Raw genomic sequence first — 18,756 nt, forward strand, 5'->3', positions numbered from 1 at the left:
AATATGATTTTACCTCGTACTAAAATTACTACTTTATCAGCGCGATATCGTAGTTTTAACCAATAATTTTAACGTATATGGGCCTTTTGCTGTTCGGTGTGACCAAAGATATAACAGGCGTTTCACAGATGGAGCTCCCTTCGGGTATTCATTCTGTGGGTGAGCTGAAACAGCGGTTGTTGCAGGAATATCCCGGAATGGCGCGGCTCAACTCATTAATGATAGCGGTTAATAAAGAATATGCGGCTGATACACAGGTTATTAGCCCTGCTGATGAGATAGCAGTTATTCCACCTGTAAGCGGGGGCTGATCGCGGAAATTTCTACAATAATGGATGTATTAATCAAAATAGAGACCGAAATTACGATCCAGGAAGCATTGGATTTTATTCATTCTCCTGCCTGTGGCGGAGAAGTAGTTTTTACAGGTAAGGTTCGCAACGATACCAAAGGACGCGCTGTTACCAAACTCTTCTATGAAAGCTATAAGGAAATGGCCATTAAAGAAATGGAGAAAATTGCAATAGAAGTAGAAAACCAATGGCCTATACATAAAATCGCACTGTTACATGCCGTAGGTGATAAGTTGCCGGGAGATGTAGCCGTGGTTGTAGCCGTTTCTTCTGTACACAGGGGCGTAGCCTTCGACGCCTGTGAATATGCAATTGATACCCTCAAAGCCAAAGTTCCTATCTGGAAAAAAGAATTTTTTGCTGACGGAGAAGTTATCTGATCTTATTTAAAATTTCAGATTTCTCTGCTGGTGTATTCGCATTGAACTGCTCATCCGACCAGGGATTTTCCAATATTTTTATATCTGCAGATAATAATGTTTTGCGGGGACATTGCTTTTGTCCTTCGAGTGCATTGATTTTCAACTGTGCAAGGGCTGTCGGTTCCCATATGGCAATCAATGGCTCGGGTAGATGATTGAACGGGCTGATGAAGCTGGTAGCCGCTTTGTCGCTATCTCTCTCTGCTATTAATAACGCCAGACTATGCGCTGTCAGCAATGGCAGGTCGCAGGCCACCACCAGCCAGGCCGTTTCCGGTTGAAGAGCATGGGCGCTCAGTAGCCCCGCAGACGGTCCGCTGGCATCTACCGCATCAGGAATGAGATGTGGATAACTGCTGAAACCCGTGCCGGTATTGATCTGGTCGGGACGACACGAAATATATACTTCGGGTAGCTGTGTGGATAACAGCTGTACCATGTATTGCCACTGCGGCATGCCATAGTAATCGATACTGCTTTTATCTTCCTGCATACGCGTGCTGTAGCCACCACAGAGCAACAGGCCTTTCAGAGGCGCTTTATCGGCTGAAATCATTTTTTCCTCCTGTTTTACTGATCAGTTTTGTTTCCCGGATAATCATGTCATGAGTAAACGCCTTGCACATATCATAAACAGTGAGCGCGGCTACTGAAGCACCGGTCAGGGCTTCCATTTCTACGCCGGTTTTGCCGGTAGTTTTAACCGTACACCTGATAACGGCCTCCTCTCCTTCCAGACTGATTTTTACGTCACAACCATCTAGCAGCAAGGTATGACACAATGGTATCAGTTCCGGCGTTTTCTTGGCTGCCATAATACCGGCAATGATGGCCGTCTGAAATACGCCACCCTTGCGGGTACGGATATCTTCTCCCTGAAACTGTTCTATTACTACTGCAGGAAGATAAACCCTGCTTTCCGCAACAGCTACACGGGAAGTCAGGCTTTTTTCACTGACATCTACCATCGCTGGTTGCCCGGATTCATTGAGGTGTGTAAAACCGGTGTTTGATTGATTGGCCATAAAAGCATAAATTTAGAGCACTACTCCACCCACAAAAATAATACAAATGATGCTGACTGTCACTGAAGCCTATAATGCTGTACTGGAAACAGTACGCGATACCGGAACGGAAATGGTGCCGTTTACGCAGGCTACAGGCCGCATTCTGAGAGAACCTGTGCTGGCCGACAGACCTTTTCCTCCCTTTAACAGAGTGATGATGGACGGCATCGCCATCAGGTATGATTCCTATGCCCGTGGCCAGCGTGTATTCGTGGTGGAAGATGTGCAGGCTGCCGGCGCACCGCAGTTGCAGTTGTCTAATACTGCTAATTGCCTGGAAGTAATGACCGGCGCCGTATTGCCGGACCTGACAGATACCATTGTACAATATGAGCAGCTGGAAGGTTCTGAAAATGAGGGCTTTAAAAGATTTATTATAAAACATCCCGTAAAAAAGGGACAACATATCCACAGAGAAGGTAGTGATGTGAGCCAGGATGCCGTATTGATGGACAGCGGTACTGTATTAGGGCCCGCAGAAGCAGGTGTATTGGCTACTGTGGGCAAAACCACGGTAATGGTGAGCCAGCGACCGAAAGTAGTGGTGATTGCCACCGGAAATGAACTTGTGCCGGTAGATACCATTCCATTGCCACATCAGCTACGCATGTCTAATGTGTACAGTCTCAGTGCTTCTCTGGAACAAATGGGCATCACGGCTACGGTGGTGCACCTGGAAGATAATCCGGCCAGCATGGCAGAACAGCTGCAGCCACTGATCGCTGATACGGATGTATGGATCAGCTCCGGCGCCGTATCTGCCGGAAAATTTGACTACCTGCCGGAAGTATTGGAGCAGCTGGGCATGAAACAGGTATTTCATAAAGTGCAACAACGCCCGGGGAAACCCTTTCTGTTCGGCACTTTCCAGGAAGGTCCTGTGGTTTTTGCCTTGCCGGGAAATCCGGTTTCCGGCTTCATGTGTTTTTACCGCTACGTACAACCCTGGTTGTTAGCGGCAATGGGATGTGTACCCACTCCTCCCCAATATGCTGTATTGTCTTCCAAAGTGGTTTTTGAGCCTAACCTGGAGTATTATCTTCCTGTTAAATTGCATGCACAGCCACACGGAAAAATAATGGCAGTTCCACAACCCTACCAAGGCTCAGGAGACCTTGCCAGCTTGCTGCTGGCCGATGCGTTCATGGTACTGCCGGTAGGAGAATCTGTGTTCAAAAAAGGCGATTCCTTCCCAATATATAAATTCCGTTAAACCCGGAATCCTATTTGCTGTCATAGTGTAAATAATCAAAAACCTATGGCCTCACTCTCTCCGCAAATACAAATGCAACACCTGGCCTGGCGTGCAGGCTTTGGAGAGCCGCTTTCTGTAATCAACGACTGGTCGGATAAACGACTGAAAGTTGTTGTAAATCAAATACTCATTGGTAGAAGAAACAGGACTCCTGACGTAAATGTGATGAGCGATGCCGATATGCCTGATTTTAAAAAAATCAAAGGCATGACACCCGACGAGAAAAAGGCAGTACAGCAGAAAAATGTACAGGGAATCAAAGACCTGAACCTCTCCTGGATGAAGGAAATGGCCGGCAGTGAGCATCCGCTGCGCGAAAAAATGAGTCTCTTCTGGCATGGACACTTTGCCTGCCGTACGCAGGATGTATTATACAACCAGCAATTATTAGGTGTTATACGGGAGAATGCGCTCGGCAATTTTGGCGATCTGTTAACAGAAGTCTCTAAATCGCCGGCGATGTTGCAGTTTCTAAACAACCAACAAAATAGGAAACAGCATCCCAATGAAAATTTTGCGCGTGAGGTAATGGAACTCTTTACACTGGGCCGTGGAAATTACACGGAAACAGATGTGAAGGAAGCGGCAAGAGCCTTTACAGGATGGAGTTTTGACGAAACCGGAGAGTTTAAGTTCAGAGATAAGTTGCATGATGATGGTGATAAACATATTCTCGGAAAACATGGTAATTACAATGGCGATGATGTGTTGAAGATTTTATTGGACCAGCGGCAATGTGCAAAATTTATTACCACAAAAATCTATCGCTTTTTTGTAGATGATAATCCTGATGAAGTAAGAATTAATCAGCTGGCCGAGAGCTTTTACCACTCTGGTTATGAGATAAAATCACTGATGCGGGAGATATTTATGTCTGACTGGTTTTATGACCCGAAGTATGTGGGTAACAAAATAAAATCACCGGTGGAATTGTTGGTAGGTATTCGACGTGCGGTACCAATGACTTTTGATGAAGAGGCAACGATGCTGGTATTTCAGCGTATACTCGGACAGGTGCTGTTTTATCCGCCAAACGTAGCCGGATGGCCTGGCGGCAGGAACTGGATCGATAGCTCGAGCCTGATGTTCAGGTTACGTGTACCACAGATAATTTTCTATTCACAGGCATTGAATATACAACCCAAGGAAATTATGCCGGAGATGGGAGATGGTGGAAATTATAAGATGACGTTACAGATCAATGATTTTCTTAAAAAGCAATATTCGAAAAAGATTAACGCACATATAGATTGGGATCCTTACATTAAAGGTTTTGAGCAGGTGCCAAGAGAAGCGCTGGCAGATAGCATAGCCGGGTCTTTGCTGGTGGTGCCAGGTAATGCCAATAAGCAACTGTTGGAAAAATATGCAGATATGTCTAACAGGGAAGCCTATATTAAAACGGTATCCATCGATGTAATGAGTATGCCGGAATACCAGTTGTGTTAATCTGTTCTTCATCTCCCAAAAAAATAATTATGCATATAATAAACCGCAGACGATTTCTACAGGTAGGCTCACTGGCCTCAGCAGCGATGATGATGCCTAAGTTTCTGAAAGCACTGGAGCGTGGCGAATTGGTGCCTCCGGGCAATAAAGTGTTGGTGATTATTCAGTTATCCGGCGGAAATGATGGCCTGAATACGATTATACCTTACCGTAATGATATTTACTACAGGTCGCGGCCTGCATTGGGTATTAAGCGAACCGATGCTTTGTCGCTCACTGATAATCTGGGGATACATCCCGCGTTAAAGGGTTTTAAATCGTTGTACGACGATGGCGCCCTGGGTGTTCTGAATAATGTGGGCTATCCCAACCCTGACCGTTCGCACTTCCGTTCAATGGATATCTGGCATACGGCCAGTCAGTCTAACGAGATCTGGTCTGATGGCTGGATAGGACGTTACCTGGATGCGCAATGTAAGGGTTGTGATAAGCCTACACAAGCACTTGAAATTGATGATACGCTGAGCCTGGCGCTGAAGGGAGATAGTGCCAAAGGCCTTGCCCTGACGGATCCTACACGGTTATTCGGAACAAGTAATAATCCCTTCTTTAAAGATCTGCTGCAACATGGCGGCCACGATGATGAACATCATAATGTGGATTACCTGTATAAGACAATGAGCGAAACGATTTCGTCTGCGTCCTATATCCAGCAACAGTTTAAGACATATCAGTCTAAAGAAAGCTATCCTAATACGGAGCTGGGTAAGAACTTGCGAACGATCGCCAATCTGATTATGTCAGATATCAATACCAAAGTTTATTACGTGTCGCACGGCAGCTTTGATACGCATGTAAACCAGCAGCAACAGCAGGAACGGCTGTTTCAGCAGCTGAGTGATGCGGTGACTGTTTTTACCGGCGACCTGAAAAAGAACAACCGTTTTCAGGATGTGGTAGTGATGACGTTTTCTGAATTTGGTCGTAGGGTGAGTCAGAATGCCAGTGGTGGCACCGATCATGGAACTGCCAATAATATGTTCCTGATTGGCGGCGGTTTGCAGGAAAAGGGCGTACTGAACGACGGCCCTGACCTGATGAACCTGATGGATGGCGATTTACGGTATAACGTAGATTTCAAAAGCGTATATGCGACCCTGTTATCCAGGTGGTTAGGGGCAGATGATAAAGCGATTTTAAAAGCAGATTACCAGCATTTAAACTTTGTATAAAAGAAGAAACCCGGTCGCTGGACCGGGTTTCTTCTTTTATGGCAATGCTTAATTTAACGGTTTATTTCTGTACCCACCTTACGAGGGAGCGGAAGCTACCATCTCTAACGGTTCTTGTACCTGTACCACCTGTTGCATCGTTGAGTGTACCGCTGAAAGTACCTTCCACGTATAAGCTGTTGATCCTGCTGATGGTAATGGTGAAACCTGAGCTGGTAGGATCAGTAACGAGGGTCGACCCACTCTGGCTGAGGAGGTACATCGTCATGCTGTTACCGGTAGTATTGGTATAGTATACGCCCGGTACAAACGTTGGCTGATCGGTAGCCAGTTTGAAACTGATATTATCACCACTGTAAGTAGTAGCGAGAATTTCCATGGTCAGATAATCATTATTCGGATCCTCATCTACCAGGTTGGGAGTGTAAATCGTAGCCTGGGGCTTTTCAGCCAGATAGATCCTGTTATCCAGTTTCATGGAAACAAACTTTCTATCGGTTGCTTCATTCGGATTCGTTGTGCTTTTTTCACAGGACACGCCCAGCATAAGTATAGCGCCGAGCAGTGCGGATATCAAAATACGCATAGGTTTTCTTAATATATCTGATAAAATTAAGATATTATTTCGATCAATTTGTTATTTTCTCGCAATTCGGTACAGGTACCAACCCATAAACGCAAAGAATGCTGCTCCAAGTATAAAGTATCCACCTTCTCCCAAAGTTTTTGTGAAACCTTCCTGGAGATTTAGTTTGGCAAGGAATCCGGCAGTGCTGTCGAAACCAGCCATGATAGCGATGATAACACCAGCTACAGCACCTCCGGCCACTAATCCTGTAGCAAAAAGGTTTCCTTTACCTAATTCTTCTTCTTCCGGTGTAGTCTGAATATTATCTTTTTTCTTTTTGTAATCGACTGCACCACGGATAACACCACCGATAAAAATTGGAAGCGTGGTAGAAAGTGGCAGGTATGCTCCTACCGCAAATGATAAAGCATTAACCCCGCAGAGCTCAATAGTTATAGCCAGAAACACACCCACAAGTACAAATTGCCAATCTAAGTGACCATCAAGGATACCTTTATCCAATGTTGCCATTAATGTACCTTGAGGAGCTGGGAAATATATGCTGCCTATAGCATGGTCTTTTACGCCGTGCGCGATCATCTCTGCTGTAGGACGGTCCAGGAATTTAACGGTAAGACCGATAACGATGGAAGATACAATGGCGCCGATAAACAATGCCAGCTGCTGGTTCATAGGTGTGGCCCCTACGATATACCCGGATTTCAAATCCTGGGAAGTACCACCTGCATTCGCTGCTGCAATACAGATCATACTACCTACTACCAATGCCATCGGCTCATAAACTTTTCCAGTCCAGCCCACTGCGATGAAAACCAGGCAGGTACCCATCAGGGTGGCAATGGTCATACCGGAGATCGGGTTGTTGGAAGAACCGATCAGACCTACGATACGGCTGGAAACAGTTACGAAGAATGCACCAAAAATAACAACCAGTAATCCTACCAGTAATTTCTGTCCTACAGAACCACCAGGTAATTGTGGCAATAATGCCATGAGTACGATCAGTACCAGACTACCGATACCTACTACTTTGAGGCTCAGGTCTTTTTCCGTTCTTGGAACTTCGCCGGTAGTGCCGGCAGCACTGCTTTTCACAGCACCCAGACTACCTTTAAAAGTAGATATGATGGTAGGGATTGTTTTGAGTAAGGTGATGAAGCCACCCGCAGCTACGGCGCCGGCGCCTATCTGGCGAACGTACGCATAGTAAATCGCGGAGGCATAATCATTGAAGGTATGGGTAGCCGGGTCCCAGGTACCTTGTCCGCCCGGCGTTTGAAGATTGGCCAGGTAACCTAACTTAACGAGTTGGGTAGCAATCATGTCTGCAGGCAGTAAAGACGCCAGCAGGGGAATGAGTGCGAGCCACGACAGTACACCACCGGCTACCAGTACACCACCGATGCGTGGGCCGATGATATAACCCACACCCATATATTCCGGGGTGATATCTGCGCTGAGGTTGGCGGATGGGAAGAATTTATTCACCTGTCTGGTCATGTAGCCGGGAGTTTCCGCGATTACATGGAATATCTTTTGGAGTATCGCATAGGCAAAGGCGAAGCCGAGGCCCCAGAAGGCTGTTTTGGCAAAGTCGCCGCCTTTTTCGCCGGCAATGAGTACATCTGCGCAGGCGGTACCTTCAGGATAAGGGAGTGTTTCATGTTCCTTTACGATGAGGGAGCGGCGTAAAGGTATCATCATCAGGGTACCCAGGATACCACCGATAATGGCCAGGGTAAGGATGGTGATATAGTTAAAGAATTCAGTGCCGCCTCCGTCGCTGAGGAAAAGGAAGCCGGGAAGGGTGAACACAACACCTGCGGCAATGGATTCGCCGGCAGATCCGGTTGTCTGGATAATATTGTTTTCAAGGATCGTGGTGCCGAAAAACTTTCTGCCTAATGTAATGGCGATCACCGCGATGGGGATAGAGGCAGATACAGTGAGGCCGGCTTTCAGGGCCAGGTATACCGTAGCCGCACCGAAGATGACACCGAATACGCAACCGAGCAGTATTGACTTGAGTGTCAGCTCTTTCATGTTGGTACTGGCGGGAACAAAAGGTTTGAAGTTGTTGTCGGACATAATTTATAAGATCTGAATAAAAACAAATATAACGTACAAAATAAAAAGCCCCGCTGCAAGTAGCGGGGCTTTTTATTTTATACGTTATAATAACGCTTTTTAGCGGTAATATTATTATTTAACGCCGTGCATCCATCTTTTCAGGAATGGAGAAATCATGAAGAGCAGCACTGCAGCCACACCCGGGAGGATCACGAAGATCATGAAGAACTCGAACAGGTTATGGATGGTGAAGCCTACGAAGCTAGGGTAATGAGCCGCCAATTTCAATTTTTCCAGTGCAGCCAGCATATCCGGGGTAGCGGAAACGGTGCCGTCCAGGATACCTTTCAGATCTACGCCTGCTTTTGCAGCATCAGCATAGTTTTCCGGATTTGGAGGCAGTAATGCGCCCAGGGTACCTGCCAGTGCATAACCAGCGGCATTTGCCAGGAACCATACACCCATCAGCAGGGAGGAGAAACGGTGAGGTGCCAGTTTCGCTACCAGGGAAAGGCCGATTGGAGAAAGGCACAATTCACCGAGGGTATGGAACAGGTACATCACGATCAGCCAGATAACACCCAGTTTGGCATCGCCGAGGCCTTTTACCTGGAAGGCAATGATCAGGAAGCCGAGGGATAACAGGGCCAGACCTAATGCCTGTTTCACAGGAGAAATAGGCTCCATGTTACGTTTCTGCAATTTGATCCATAACCAGGAGAAAGGCAGTGCGAATATGATGATAAAGATGGAATTGGCGTTCTGGATAAAGCTAGGAGGCATATCCCATCCAAAGAGGCGACGGTCGGTCTGTTTGTCGGCAATGAATGTCAGGGAAGAACCAGCCTGCTCAAAACAAGCCCAGAAGAAGATCACGAAGAATGCCACGAAGTAGAGCACGAGGATTCTTTGTTTTTCAACGCGGGTGATAGATTTATCTGTCAGAATTAATATAGCCAGTGAGATACCTGTAGCGTAGATAAATGGATAAATCCATGATTTGATTGGATTTGGATCATTGGCTACGAAGTGGAATATCAGGAATAAGGCTGCCAGGAGGATACCACAGCCAGCGATGGCGCCTGAAGTAAATTTCGCTTTATCAGCTTCGCCCGTTGTGCTGGCAGCTGCGTTAAAGGTTGGTTTGGCGCCGATGGCTTTACCTTCCGGTGTAACCACGTACTTGTCTTTCAGGAAGTAGAACAGTACGGTACCGAGGAACATGGCCAGGCCGGCAGCGAGGAAGCCCCATTTGAAGGCGGCTACTACGCGGGTACCGTCGGTGAGTTTCACATCACCCAGGATAGGGCAGATGAGCATACCGAGGAATGCACCCATGTTGATACCCATGTAGAAGATGGTGAATGCGGCATCGAGGCGGCTGTCGTTCTTAGGGTACAGGCTACCTACCATGGAAGAAATGTTAGGTTTGAAGAAGCCATTACCGAAGATGATTACGAAGAGGGCCAGCCACATTACCAGGCGGGCGGTGTCTACACTGCCGGTGTATAAGGTAGCACTGAGTACCATGAGTAGTTGTCCGATACCCATTACAAAGCCACCTAATAAGATACAATTCCTGTTGCCGAGGTAGCGGTCAGAGATATAACCACCGAGCATTGGAGTAAGATAGCAGAGTCCGAGGAACCCGCCATAGGCATAAGATGATTCAGCTTCAGAGAATTGCAGTGCATTTACCAGAAAGAGGGTCAATAATGCCCTCATCCCATAAAAGTTGAACCTTTCCCACATTTCCGTGGCAAATAGCACTGAGAGGCCTTTCGGATGTCCCTTTTCTGAGACGATTTCCGGGCCCTGTGCGACAGCAGTTTGCGTCATAAATGGTCAGTTTTATTCAAGATTGTTTTAAGGTACTGTATAGCTTTAAACAGGCAATTTAAAGAAAATCATCTATCTCAGTAAAAAAATGGTAGAAAAGGACAATTTTTGCGCTTTTTTGAACTTTCTTTGCACTTTCTTTCGCATCTGTATTAATTCATTATGAACATACTCTTATTAGGAAGTGGTGGTCGGGAACATGCACTGGCCTTAAAAATGTCGCAAAGTCCGCTCTGCGGAAAACTGTTTATTGCTCCGGGAAATGCTGGTACTTCTCAATGTGGTACCAATGTGAACATGGGTGTAAGCGAATTTGACAAGATAAAATCATTCTGTCTGGAGAACGGAATTACCCTGGTGGTACCTGGTTCTGAAGAGGCACTGGTGAATGGTATCTATGACTTTTTCGTACAGGATGAGGCATTGAAGCATATTCCGGTGATGGGACCTTCCAAAGTAGGTGCCCAGCTGGAGGGAAGTAAGGCGTTTGCCAAGCTGTTCATGGAGCGTCAGGGTATTCCAACCGCAGCTTACAGAGAGTTCGACGAAAATAATTATGAAGAAGGGGTAGCTTACATTAAGGAGCATTCCTTACCAATTGTACTGAAGGCCGATGGTCTGGCAGCAGGTAAGGGTGTGGTGATTACCTCTAACCATGATGAGGCACTGGAAGAGTTTAGCCAGATGATTAAATCTGCTAAATTTGGTGATGCCAGTAAGAAGGTGGTGATAGAGCAGTTTCTGACGGGTATTGAGTTGTCTGTTTTTGTTATTACAGATGGTCATACTTATAAGATCCTGCCGGAGGCGAAAGATTACAAACGTATTGGTGAGGGAGATCTGGGGCTGAATACCGGTGGTATGGGGGCTGTATCTCCTGTTCCTTTTGCGGATGCGGCGTTTATGCAACTGGTGGAAGACAAGGTCATCCGTAAGACGATTGACGGACTTTCAAAAGAAGGAATTATTTATAAAGGATTTGTGTTTTTTGGCCTGATTAATGTAGGTGGAGAGCCGTTCGTGATAGAATATAACTGTCGGATGGGCGATCCGGAAACGGAGGTAGTAATGCCACGTTTACAAAACGATCTGTTGGAGCTTTTCGTAGCTGTAAACGAAGGAAAGCTTTCTTCGCAGACGATTTACACAGATCCGCGTGCAGCAGCTACTGTGATGCTGGTGTCTCAGGGGTATCCGGAGGCATATGAGAAGAATAAGGTGATTACAAATATTCCTGCTCCTACGCATGATCAGATCGTATTTCATGCAGGTACCCGCCATGATGGGGATAAAGTACTGACTAACGGCGGTCGTGTACTGGCAATTACCTCACTGGCAGATACGCTGGCCCTTGCACTGGTACACTCCGTTCAAACCGCCAACCAGATTGAGTTTGAAGGGAAAACATTCCGCAGGGATATAGGTTACGAGTTTATTTAACCAAATGTTTATACCGGCCTGGCCAGAAAGTAGATAGATTGCATGGGGCTTTGCCGCGGTTACTGCGGTTTTTTTGCATAAATTTACTTTTTGGTCATTTCAATTCTGTAACTTGTTAACTGTAAACAGTAAGGGGGACTGTTATTCTATCACAAAGCGGGACACGTAAGGCGTTATTTTTAGACTAGGAATTATTAAAACGGGATTAAATCCGTTGGATTGATCGGTACTTAAAGAGAGCAGTTACTATGCCGTTTATACAACAAATAAGATTTTTTAATATTTAGCCGTATTATTGCAGGAATATCCATTTTTTGCATCGTATATTCGTTGGAATTATTCATTTTTGCATTCTAATTTTTGACCGTATCAACAATGGGATTTTTTAATTTTTTAACGCAGGAAATCGCGATTGATTTAGGTACAGCTAACACGCTGATAATACATAATGACCAGGTGGTTGTGGACGAGCCTTCCATTGTAGCGATAGAACGGGCTAGCGGCAAAATTGTGGCGGTTGGTAAGAAAGCCATGATGATGCACGAAAAAACACACGAATATCTTCGTACTATACGTCCCCTGAAAGATGGCGTTATCGCGGACTTCAACGCCGCGGAGGGCATGATCAGGGAACTGATAAAAATGATCTACCCCAAGAAGCCTTTGTTTGCTCCCAGCTGGCGTATGGTAATATGCATCCCTTCCAGTATTACTGAAGTGGAAAAAAGAGCTGTACGTGACTCTGCCGAACAGGCCGGAGCGAAAGAAGTTTACCTCATTCATGAACCAATGGCTGCCGCACTGGGTATTGGCATTGACGTAGAAGAGCCTGTGGGTAACATGATTATCGATATTGGCGGTGGTACCACTGGTATCTCCGTTATTGCACTGGCAGGTATTGTCTGCGACCAGAGCATCCGTATCGCCGGTGATGAATTCACTGCCGATATCATGGAAGCACTCCGTCGCTACCACTCCCTGCTCATCGGTGAAAGAACCGCTGAACAAATCAAAATCCACATCGGGTCAGCCCTGAAAGAACTGGACAACCCACCTGATGACATCCCGGTAAATGGTCGTGACCTCGTTACCGGTATTCCTAAGCAAATCATGGTTTCCTACCAGGAAATCGCGGAAGCACTGGATAAATCCATCTTTAAAATTGAGGAAGCCATCCTGAAAGCGCTGGAAACAACGCCACCGGAACTGGCATCAGATATTTACCGCAGAGGACTTTACCTGACCGGCGGCGGTGCACTGCTGCGTGGTCTGGACAAACGCCTTGCCCAGAAAATCAAACTCCCTGTTCATGTAGCAGATGATCCGCTGCGTGCAGTAGTTAGAGGTACCGGCATCGCCCTCAAGCATGTTGGTAAGTATCCGTTCCTGATGCAATAAAACCTATTTTGAGATTTAGGGTAGCAGGGAACTGTTACCCTAAATCAACAAATCTCAAAATCCCAGCGCGCTTGTGCGAAATCTTATCATTTTCTTTAGGCGATATTTCAACTTCTTCTTATTTCTGCTGCTGGAAGTGATTTGTATTGTATTGGTATTTCAAAACAATAACCTGCAGCATACCGCCTACATTAACTCCGCCAACAATATTAGCGGTAAGCTCTACGACAAATACAACAATATACAGTACTACTTTCACCTGAAAGCTACCAACGACAGTCTCGTAGCAGAAAACATGCGCCTGCATAATGACCTCCGCAGCAGCTACGACAGCATGATCACCACCAACGGTGTCAGAATAGATACCCTTCGCAAATACAGCGATGACTCCGTCCGTAAAGTGATCAGCACCGAAATAAGACGCTTCAACTACTTCGAAGCCAAAGTAGTGAACAACTCATTGAATAAACCAATGAACTATATCACCATCCACCGTGGCTCCAAACAAGGTATACGCCCTAATATGGGTGTTATCAGCCCTAGTGGTGTGGTAGGGGTAGTAAGGTCTGTAAGTGATAACTACGCGGTTGTCCTCTCCCTGCTATCTAAATCCAATTCCGTTTCTATCTCCGCCCGTCTGGCACAAGGAAAAGAAATGGGCTCCGTACACTGGGACGGCGACGACCCGGAATATGCTACCCTCCGCGATATCCCGAAAAGTGCCAAAATGCACAAAGGTGATACCGTCGTAACCAGCGGATTCTCCGCATTATTCCCTGAAAATATCCCTATCGGTTATGTCGAAGGATATTCACAAGGGGATAAATCAAGCACCTCCCTCACCGTAAAACTGAGATTGGCGACCAATTTCTATAATCTCCAATATGTTTACGTGATCGAGAACCTGCTGAAAGATGAACAACAAAGTCTGGAAGATTCGACTTACAAGCTGATTAAATGAGTATACTGTTAAGAAATATTATCCGCTTTGTGCTCCTGTTACTGATACAGGTGTTTGTACTCAATAAAATATTGATTCACCAGCTCGTGAGTCCATACCTGTACATGCTCTTCATCCTGGTACTTCCCTTTAACCTGCCCCGCCCCGCTTTGATGGTGCTTGGCTTCTTAATGGGCATCTCCCTCGATATGTTCATGAACACCATGGGTGTACACGCTGCTGCCTGTGTTTTTATAGCTTATCTGCGCCCGTTTATTATAAATATACTGTCACCGCAGGGTGGGTTCGAAACAACCCAGAAAACCCCTTCCATGACCAGTATGGGCGTGTCCCAATTCATGATCTATGCAGCGATCCTGGTATTCCTGCACCATGCCGTCTACTTTACACTTGAAGTATTCAGCTTTGCAAACCCGTTATACCTGCTGCTTAAGATAATCCTGTCATCCGCAGCCAGTCTTTTCCTCATCCTTCTGTACGAAATGTTATTCTTTTCCAGAAAATAGCGGAAAGCGTAGGTTGCTGCGCGTGGGATCAATTGATAGTTTAAATTTGCAAATAATAAAAGCTGGTACGCTTAATTTCGCAAAGCTAAGCGCCCATAGCTAAAAGCTACAACTATAGCATGTCTGTTTTTAATCAGCCCAGGAGAAGAGTAATAATGTTGATTATTCTTGGCATGGTTTGCATCATCGTTGCCAGGTTGTTTTTCCTACAGATAGTAGAGAAAAAATATGCCAAGCTCGCCGATGCCAACGCCGTACTGAGAAAAGTCGTATACCCAAGCCGTGGTATCATCTATGATCGTAAAGGTCGTCCCGTTCTCAGCAACGACGTCCTCTACGACCTCGTCGTTACGCCCAAAAGCGTAAAAAATATCGATACTGCCTACCTCTGCCGTATCCTCAAAATCGATAAAGAGGAATTCAGAAAGAAAATTGCCGACTGTATCAAAAAGAATGGTGCAGTAAGGCAATCGGTATTCTCTTCCCTGCTCCCTGCTGAAATATACGGACAACTACAGGAAAGTATGTACAACTTCCAGCCAGGGTTTGAACTGATTCCAAGACAGATCCGCTCCTACCCTTATGGCGCCGCCGCCAATATCCTGGGATATATCGCGGAGATTTCCCCTACCATGTTAAAGGATTCCAACTACGCCTCCTATAACTCCGGTGATTATCTCGGTATGACAGGTCTGGAAAAAACATATGAAAGTGTCCTGATGGGACAGCGTGGTATTCAGTACCTCGTAAAAGATAACCTGAACAGACCACAGGGTGCCTACGAAAACGGAGAATTTGACAGTGCTGCCATCGCCGGAAAAAACCTGCGCCTCAGCCTCGATATAGAATTACAGGCCTTCGGTGAACAGCTGATGCATGGCAAAATAGGCAGCATCGTAGCCATAGACCCGCAGGATGGCGGTATATTAGCCATGGTGAGTGGTCCCAGCTTCGATCCAAACCTGCTGACAGGTTCCTTCAGAAGTGCCAACTTTAATAAACTCTATACAGATACCACCTTACCGCTGTTTAACCGTGCTATCCAGGCACAATATCCTCCCGGATCTACGTTTAAACCAATGATCGCGCTGGTGGGCCTCGATGAAGGCGTTATTACGCCTAGTACCGGTTATCCATGCTTTGGTGCCTATTACGGATGTAGCAGGCCCATCAAATGTGAACACCATGATCCAGGCCATGCTGCTAATCTGAGATTAGCCCTTTCCCACTCCTGTAACGCATACTTCTCCCATACCTACCGCCTTTGTGTGGATGCACCTAAATGGGGTGGTATACGGGTAGGCGGTATGCAGAAATGGGCGGATTATATGAATAGCTTCGGTTTCGGTCATAAAATCGGTGTAGACGTGCCTTCTGAAAGACCAGGCCGTATCCCTGACAAAAAATACTACGACGCCAAATATAAAGGCAGCTGGAATTCCTGTACATCTGTGTTCCTCGGTATCGGCCAGGGTGAGGTAGAAACAACACCGCTCCAGATGGCGAACGCCATGTGTATTGTCTCCAATAAAGGCGCATTCTATATTCCTCACTTCGTGAGAAGTATCGATAATGATGATACACACCTGCTGGATAAGTATAAACAACGTCACGTGGTGGCCCATATCTCTGATACCGCCTATAGCGCTGTAATCCACGGGATGACAGATGTGGTGGAAAGTGGTACCGGCCGTGTGGCACAAATCGATGGCATTACCATCGGTGGTAAAACAGGTACGGCAGAAAACTACGCCATCGTTGATGGTAAGCGCACCAAAATGCCTAACCACGCACAGTTCATCGCTTTTGCTCCGGCAGAAAATCCAAAGATCGCCATCTGTGTAGTTGTAGAACGTTCCGGCTTCGGTGCCAAATACGCAGCGCCTATCGCTTCCCTGATGATAGAAAAATACCTGAAAGATTCTATCGCTACCAAGCGTCAGCCGCTGCTGAAAACAGTAATGGAAACAGTTACTATTCCTGAAAACATGAGAAACAGGTCTAAACTGGATTCACTGAATGCTACCGTTATCAGAAAAAAACAATAACATTTTCCCATAAACGACAAACGAATTAACAGATAATGAACCGCGCGCAAACCAAATTGACCCAAGGGATAGACTGGCCTATAGTAGGCCTCTACCTGGCATTGGTGATCATAGGCCTGATGTCCATATTTGCTGCGGAATACCGGGGGGATGATAATATCTGGCAAAATATTATCCATCTCAATAAAAACTATTCCAGGCAGTTGATGTGGTTCGGTATTTCCATAATAATTGCATCGGTCATATGGCTGACGGATAGTAAGTTCTTTACGGCTACGGCCAACCTGGCTTATGCGGGCGGGATTTTATTACTGTTGTTGGTGTTGGGAATAGGTAAAGACGTTAAAGGATCGCACTCCTGGCTGGTAATAGGAGGTTTCCAGTTTCAGCCGGCAGAGCTCACTAAACTCTGTACAAACCTTGCGCTTGCCAAGTATTTATCGTCGCAGGAAACGGATTTTAATAAGTTACGATCCCGGCTTATCGCAGCAGCCATCGCCCTCGTACCTGCAGGTATCATTATTCTTCAGTCTGAAACAGGGCTGGCACTGGTGTACTTCTCCTTCTTCCTGGTAATGTACCGCGAAGGTTTGCCAGGGGTATTACTGGTGATCGCATTCTCCGGTATTGTGCTGGTATTGTCGGCACTATTGGTCGATAAGCAAATACTATTCATTATCTTCTCTGTTATAACCGCCCTGATCATCTACTTCAGCAGGCGGGAAATAAAACGAAAACGGTCCAGGCTGCTGGTGATACTCGGTGTCTATGCATTCTGCTCCCTCTTCGTAATGTTTATCGTACCATTTGCATTTACCAAAGTCCTGAAAGACTACCAGGTACGACGTATCGAGGTAATGCTGGGTAAAGAGAACGATCCGAAAGCTACATATAATACCCGTCAGAGTATGATCGCCATTGGCTCCGGAGGCTTCTGGGGTAAAGGCTATCTGAAAGGAACGCAAACCCGTTACGACTTCGTACCGGAACAAAGTACCGACTTTATCTTCTGTACCATCGGGGAAGACTTTGGCTTCTTCGGCAGTGTGATATTCCTGGCTATTTATGTGGCATTGCTCTTCCGGATCATACATGTGGCGGAACGACAGCGATCGACATTTACACGAGTCTATGCCTATGGGGTGGCTAGTATCATCTTCTTCCACCTCGCTATCAATATATCCATGACCATAGGGCTGGCGCCGGTAATCGGTATCCCGCTACCACTGGTAAGTTATGGCGGTAGCTCTTTGCTGGCCTTCACGATGCTGATATTCATTATGCTCCGACTGGATGCCGACAGGCAGATGGTATTGAGATAAGCTGATCAGTCCGAAACGGGGATTTGATATTTAGTATCTTTGCAAAATGGCACGTATTATTCCTCTTTCAGAAGGGTCTTTTACAGTAGACGGGACCAAGCTTTTCAAGCCTTTTAACCTGGCAACAGACAAAATGCAGGACAGACCGCAAGGTTCTCTGCTGGTAGAAATTCAACCATTCCTGGTCATCACAGACCGCGATTATATACTTTTTGATACCGGCCTCGGCTTTCGTAACGACGACGGGGTCTTACAGATTCATCAACACCTGATCGACAATGGCATCAACCCCATGGAGATTACCAAGGTGTTGATGAGCCATCTTCATAAAGACCACTCTGGTGGCGTATCAGCCGTGGATCCAGTTACCGGCGAGCGTACCCTGACTTTTCCCAATGCCACTTATTATGTGAATAATGAGGAGATGTTATATGCGATGGAGCATGCCGGTAAATCCTATCATTCAGAAGATATCATCCTGCTACAGCAGCGTGATAACGTCATCTTTACCTCCGGCAACGGTACTATCGACGGGTATATTCATTATGAATTATCCGGCGGCCATTGCCCTTACCACCAGGTATTCCTGGTAGATGACGGAGAAGATAAAGTTTTCTTTGGAGGAGATGAAGCACCACAGCTGTCGCAGATGAAGAACAGGTTTGTAGCCAAATACGACTACGATGGCAAACGCGCCATGGAACTGCGTCAGGAGTACCTGGAGCGTGGCAGACAGGAAGGCTGGAATTTCCTTTTCTACCATGATGTAAAAACGCCAACGACTACATTCGAATAAACAGATTTT

17 protein-coding genes are annotated in these 18,756 nt (G+C 46.2%); 12 read left to right on the plus strand and 5 right to left on the minus strand.

Going from position 1 to position 18,756, the window contains the following annotated elements; genetic code table 11:
• Positions 1-77 precede the first annotated feature (77 nt).
• Both moaD and F3J22_RS05325 read left to right on the plus strand, forming a co-directional pair.
• Positions 78-311: a molybdopterin converting factor subunit 1 gene (gene moaD / locus F3J22_RS05320; RefSeq protein WP_205195143.1), complete on the plus strand. Its 234-nt coding sequence runs from the start codon at positions 78-80 to the stop codon at positions 309-311.
• A gap of 20 nt (positions 312-331) precedes the next feature.
• Positions 332-733, plus strand: a complete 402-nt coding sequence (locus tag F3J22_RS05325) for a molybdenum cofactor biosynthesis protein MoaE (protein WP_167015028.1) — start codon at positions 332-334, stop codon at positions 731-733.
• On the opposite strand, the gene F3J22_RS05330 is transcribed toward F3J22_RS05325, so the two are convergent.
• Together F3J22_RS05330 and moaC are read right to left on the minus strand one after the other, a co-directional pair.
• On the minus strand, positions 726-1,331 hold the full coding sequence (locus F3J22_RS05330; protein ID WP_167015030.1) for an NTP transferase domain-containing protein: 606 nt from the start codon (positions 1,329-1,331) through the stop codon (positions 726-728). The genes F3J22_RS05325 and F3J22_RS05330 overlap by 8 nt on opposite strands.
• The gene (moaC, locus tag F3J22_RS05335) at positions 1,315-1,800 is read right to left on the minus strand and encodes a cyclic pyranopterin monophosphate synthase MoaC (RefSeq protein ID WP_167015032.1); all 486 of its coding nucleotides are present in this window, start codon (positions 1,798-1,800) and stop codon (positions 1,315-1,317) included. The genes F3J22_RS05330 and moaC overlap by 17 nt, the downstream gene beginning before the upstream one ends.
• 46 nt (positions 1,801-1,846) lie before the next feature.
• Here moaC and F3J22_RS05340 point away from each other — a divergent pair, with 46 nt between their 5' ends.
• From F3J22_RS05340 to F3J22_RS05350, 3 genes are read left to right on the plus strand one after another with little or no spacing between them, the layout of a single operon-like run.
• Complete coding sequence (locus tag F3J22_RS05340) at positions 1,847-3,055, plus strand: molybdopterin molybdotransferase MoeA (RefSeq protein WP_167015034.1); 1,209 nt, start codon at positions 1,847-1,849, stop codon at positions 3,053-3,055.
• Between the two features lie 45 nt (positions 3,056-3,100).
• Positions 3,101-4,546 (plus strand): DUF1800 family protein, encoded by a 1,446-nt coding sequence (locus tag F3J22_RS05345; RefSeq protein WP_240155005.1) that lies wholly within the window; start codon positions 3,101-3,103, stop codon positions 4,544-4,546.
• A 29-nt stretch (positions 4,547-4,575) separates the two neighbouring features.
• On the plus strand, positions 4,576-5,778 hold the full coding sequence (locus F3J22_RS05350; protein ID WP_167015036.1) for a DUF1501 domain-containing protein: 1,203 nt from the start codon (positions 4,576-4,578) through the stop codon (positions 5,776-5,778).
• A gap of 61 nt (positions 5,779-5,839) precedes the next feature.
• Here F3J22_RS05350 and F3J22_RS05355 read toward each other — a convergent pair whose 3' ends face one another.
• From F3J22_RS05355 to F3J22_RS05365, 3 genes are all read right to left on the minus strand, one after another.
• Positions 5,840-6,364: a hypothetical protein gene (locus F3J22_RS05355; protein WP_167015038.1), complete on the minus strand. Its 525-nt coding sequence runs from the start codon at positions 6,362-6,364 to the stop codon at positions 5,840-5,842.
• Between the two features lie 51 nt (positions 6,365-6,415).
• Positions 6,416-8,455 (minus strand): OPT family oligopeptide transporter, encoded by a 2,040-nt coding sequence (locus F3J22_RS05360; RefSeq protein WP_167015040.1) that lies wholly within the window; start codon positions 8,453-8,455, stop codon positions 6,416-6,418.
• Between the two features lie 114 nt (positions 8,456-8,569).
• Entirely contained in the window at positions 8,570-10,276 is a 1,707-nt protein-coding gene (locus F3J22_RS05365; protein ID WP_167015042.1) for a peptide MFS transporter, read from the minus strand.
• A gap of 162 nt (positions 10,277-10,438) precedes the next feature.
• On the opposite strand from F3J22_RS05365, the gene purD reads away from it, so the two are divergent.
• The 7 genes from purD (at position 10,439) to F3J22_RS05400 (ending at position 18,747) form a co-directional block, all read left to right on the plus strand.
• Complete coding sequence (gene purD / locus F3J22_RS05370; RefSeq protein WP_167015044.1) at positions 10,439-11,716, plus strand: phosphoribosylamine--glycine ligase; 1,278 nt, start codon at positions 10,439-10,441, stop codon at positions 11,714-11,716.
• A 375-nt stretch (positions 11,717-12,091) separates the two neighbouring features.
• Entirely contained in the window at positions 12,092-13,114 is a 1,023-nt protein-coding gene (locus F3J22_RS05375; RefSeq protein ID WP_073078293.1) for a rod shape-determining protein, read from the plus strand.
• Positions 13,115-13,187: 73 nt separating this feature from the next.
• Positions 13,188-14,075 (plus strand): rod shape-determining protein MreC, encoded by an 888-nt coding sequence (gene mreC, locus F3J22_RS05380; protein ID WP_167015046.1) that lies wholly within the window; start codon positions 13,188-13,190, stop codon positions 14,073-14,075.
• Positions 14,072-14,581 (plus strand): rod shape-determining protein MreD, encoded by a 510-nt coding sequence (mreD, locus tag F3J22_RS05385; RefSeq protein ID WP_167015048.1) that lies wholly within the window; start codon positions 14,072-14,074, stop codon positions 14,579-14,581. The genes mreC and mreD overlap by 4 nt, the downstream gene beginning before the upstream one ends.
• Before the next feature lie 119 nt (positions 14,582-14,700).
• On the plus strand, positions 14,701-16,629 hold the full coding sequence (gene mrdA / locus F3J22_RS05390; protein WP_167015050.1) for a penicillin-binding protein 2: 1,929 nt from the start codon (positions 14,701-14,703) through the stop codon (positions 16,627-16,629).
• 35 nt (positions 16,630-16,664) lie between these two features.
• Positions 16,665-17,951 (plus strand): rod shape-determining protein RodA, encoded by a 1,287-nt coding sequence (gene rodA, locus F3J22_RS05395; RefSeq protein ID WP_167015052.1) that lies wholly within the window; start codon positions 16,665-16,667, stop codon positions 17,949-17,951.
• Between the two features lie 46 nt (positions 17,952-17,997).
• Positions 17,998-18,747 carry an MBL fold metallo-hydrolase gene (locus F3J22_RS05400; protein WP_240155006.1) on the plus strand — a complete coding sequence of 250 codons (750 nt, stop codon included), beginning with the start codon at positions 17,998-18,000 and terminating at the stop codon, positions 18,745-18,747.
• Positions 18,748-18,756: the final 9 nt, after the last annotated feature.

Origin of the sequence: Chitinophaga sp. Cy-1792, assembly GCF_011752935.1 — a bacterium.
Taxonomy (GTDB): Bacteria; Bacteroidota; Bacteroidia; order Chitinophagales; family Chitinophagaceae; genus Chitinophaga.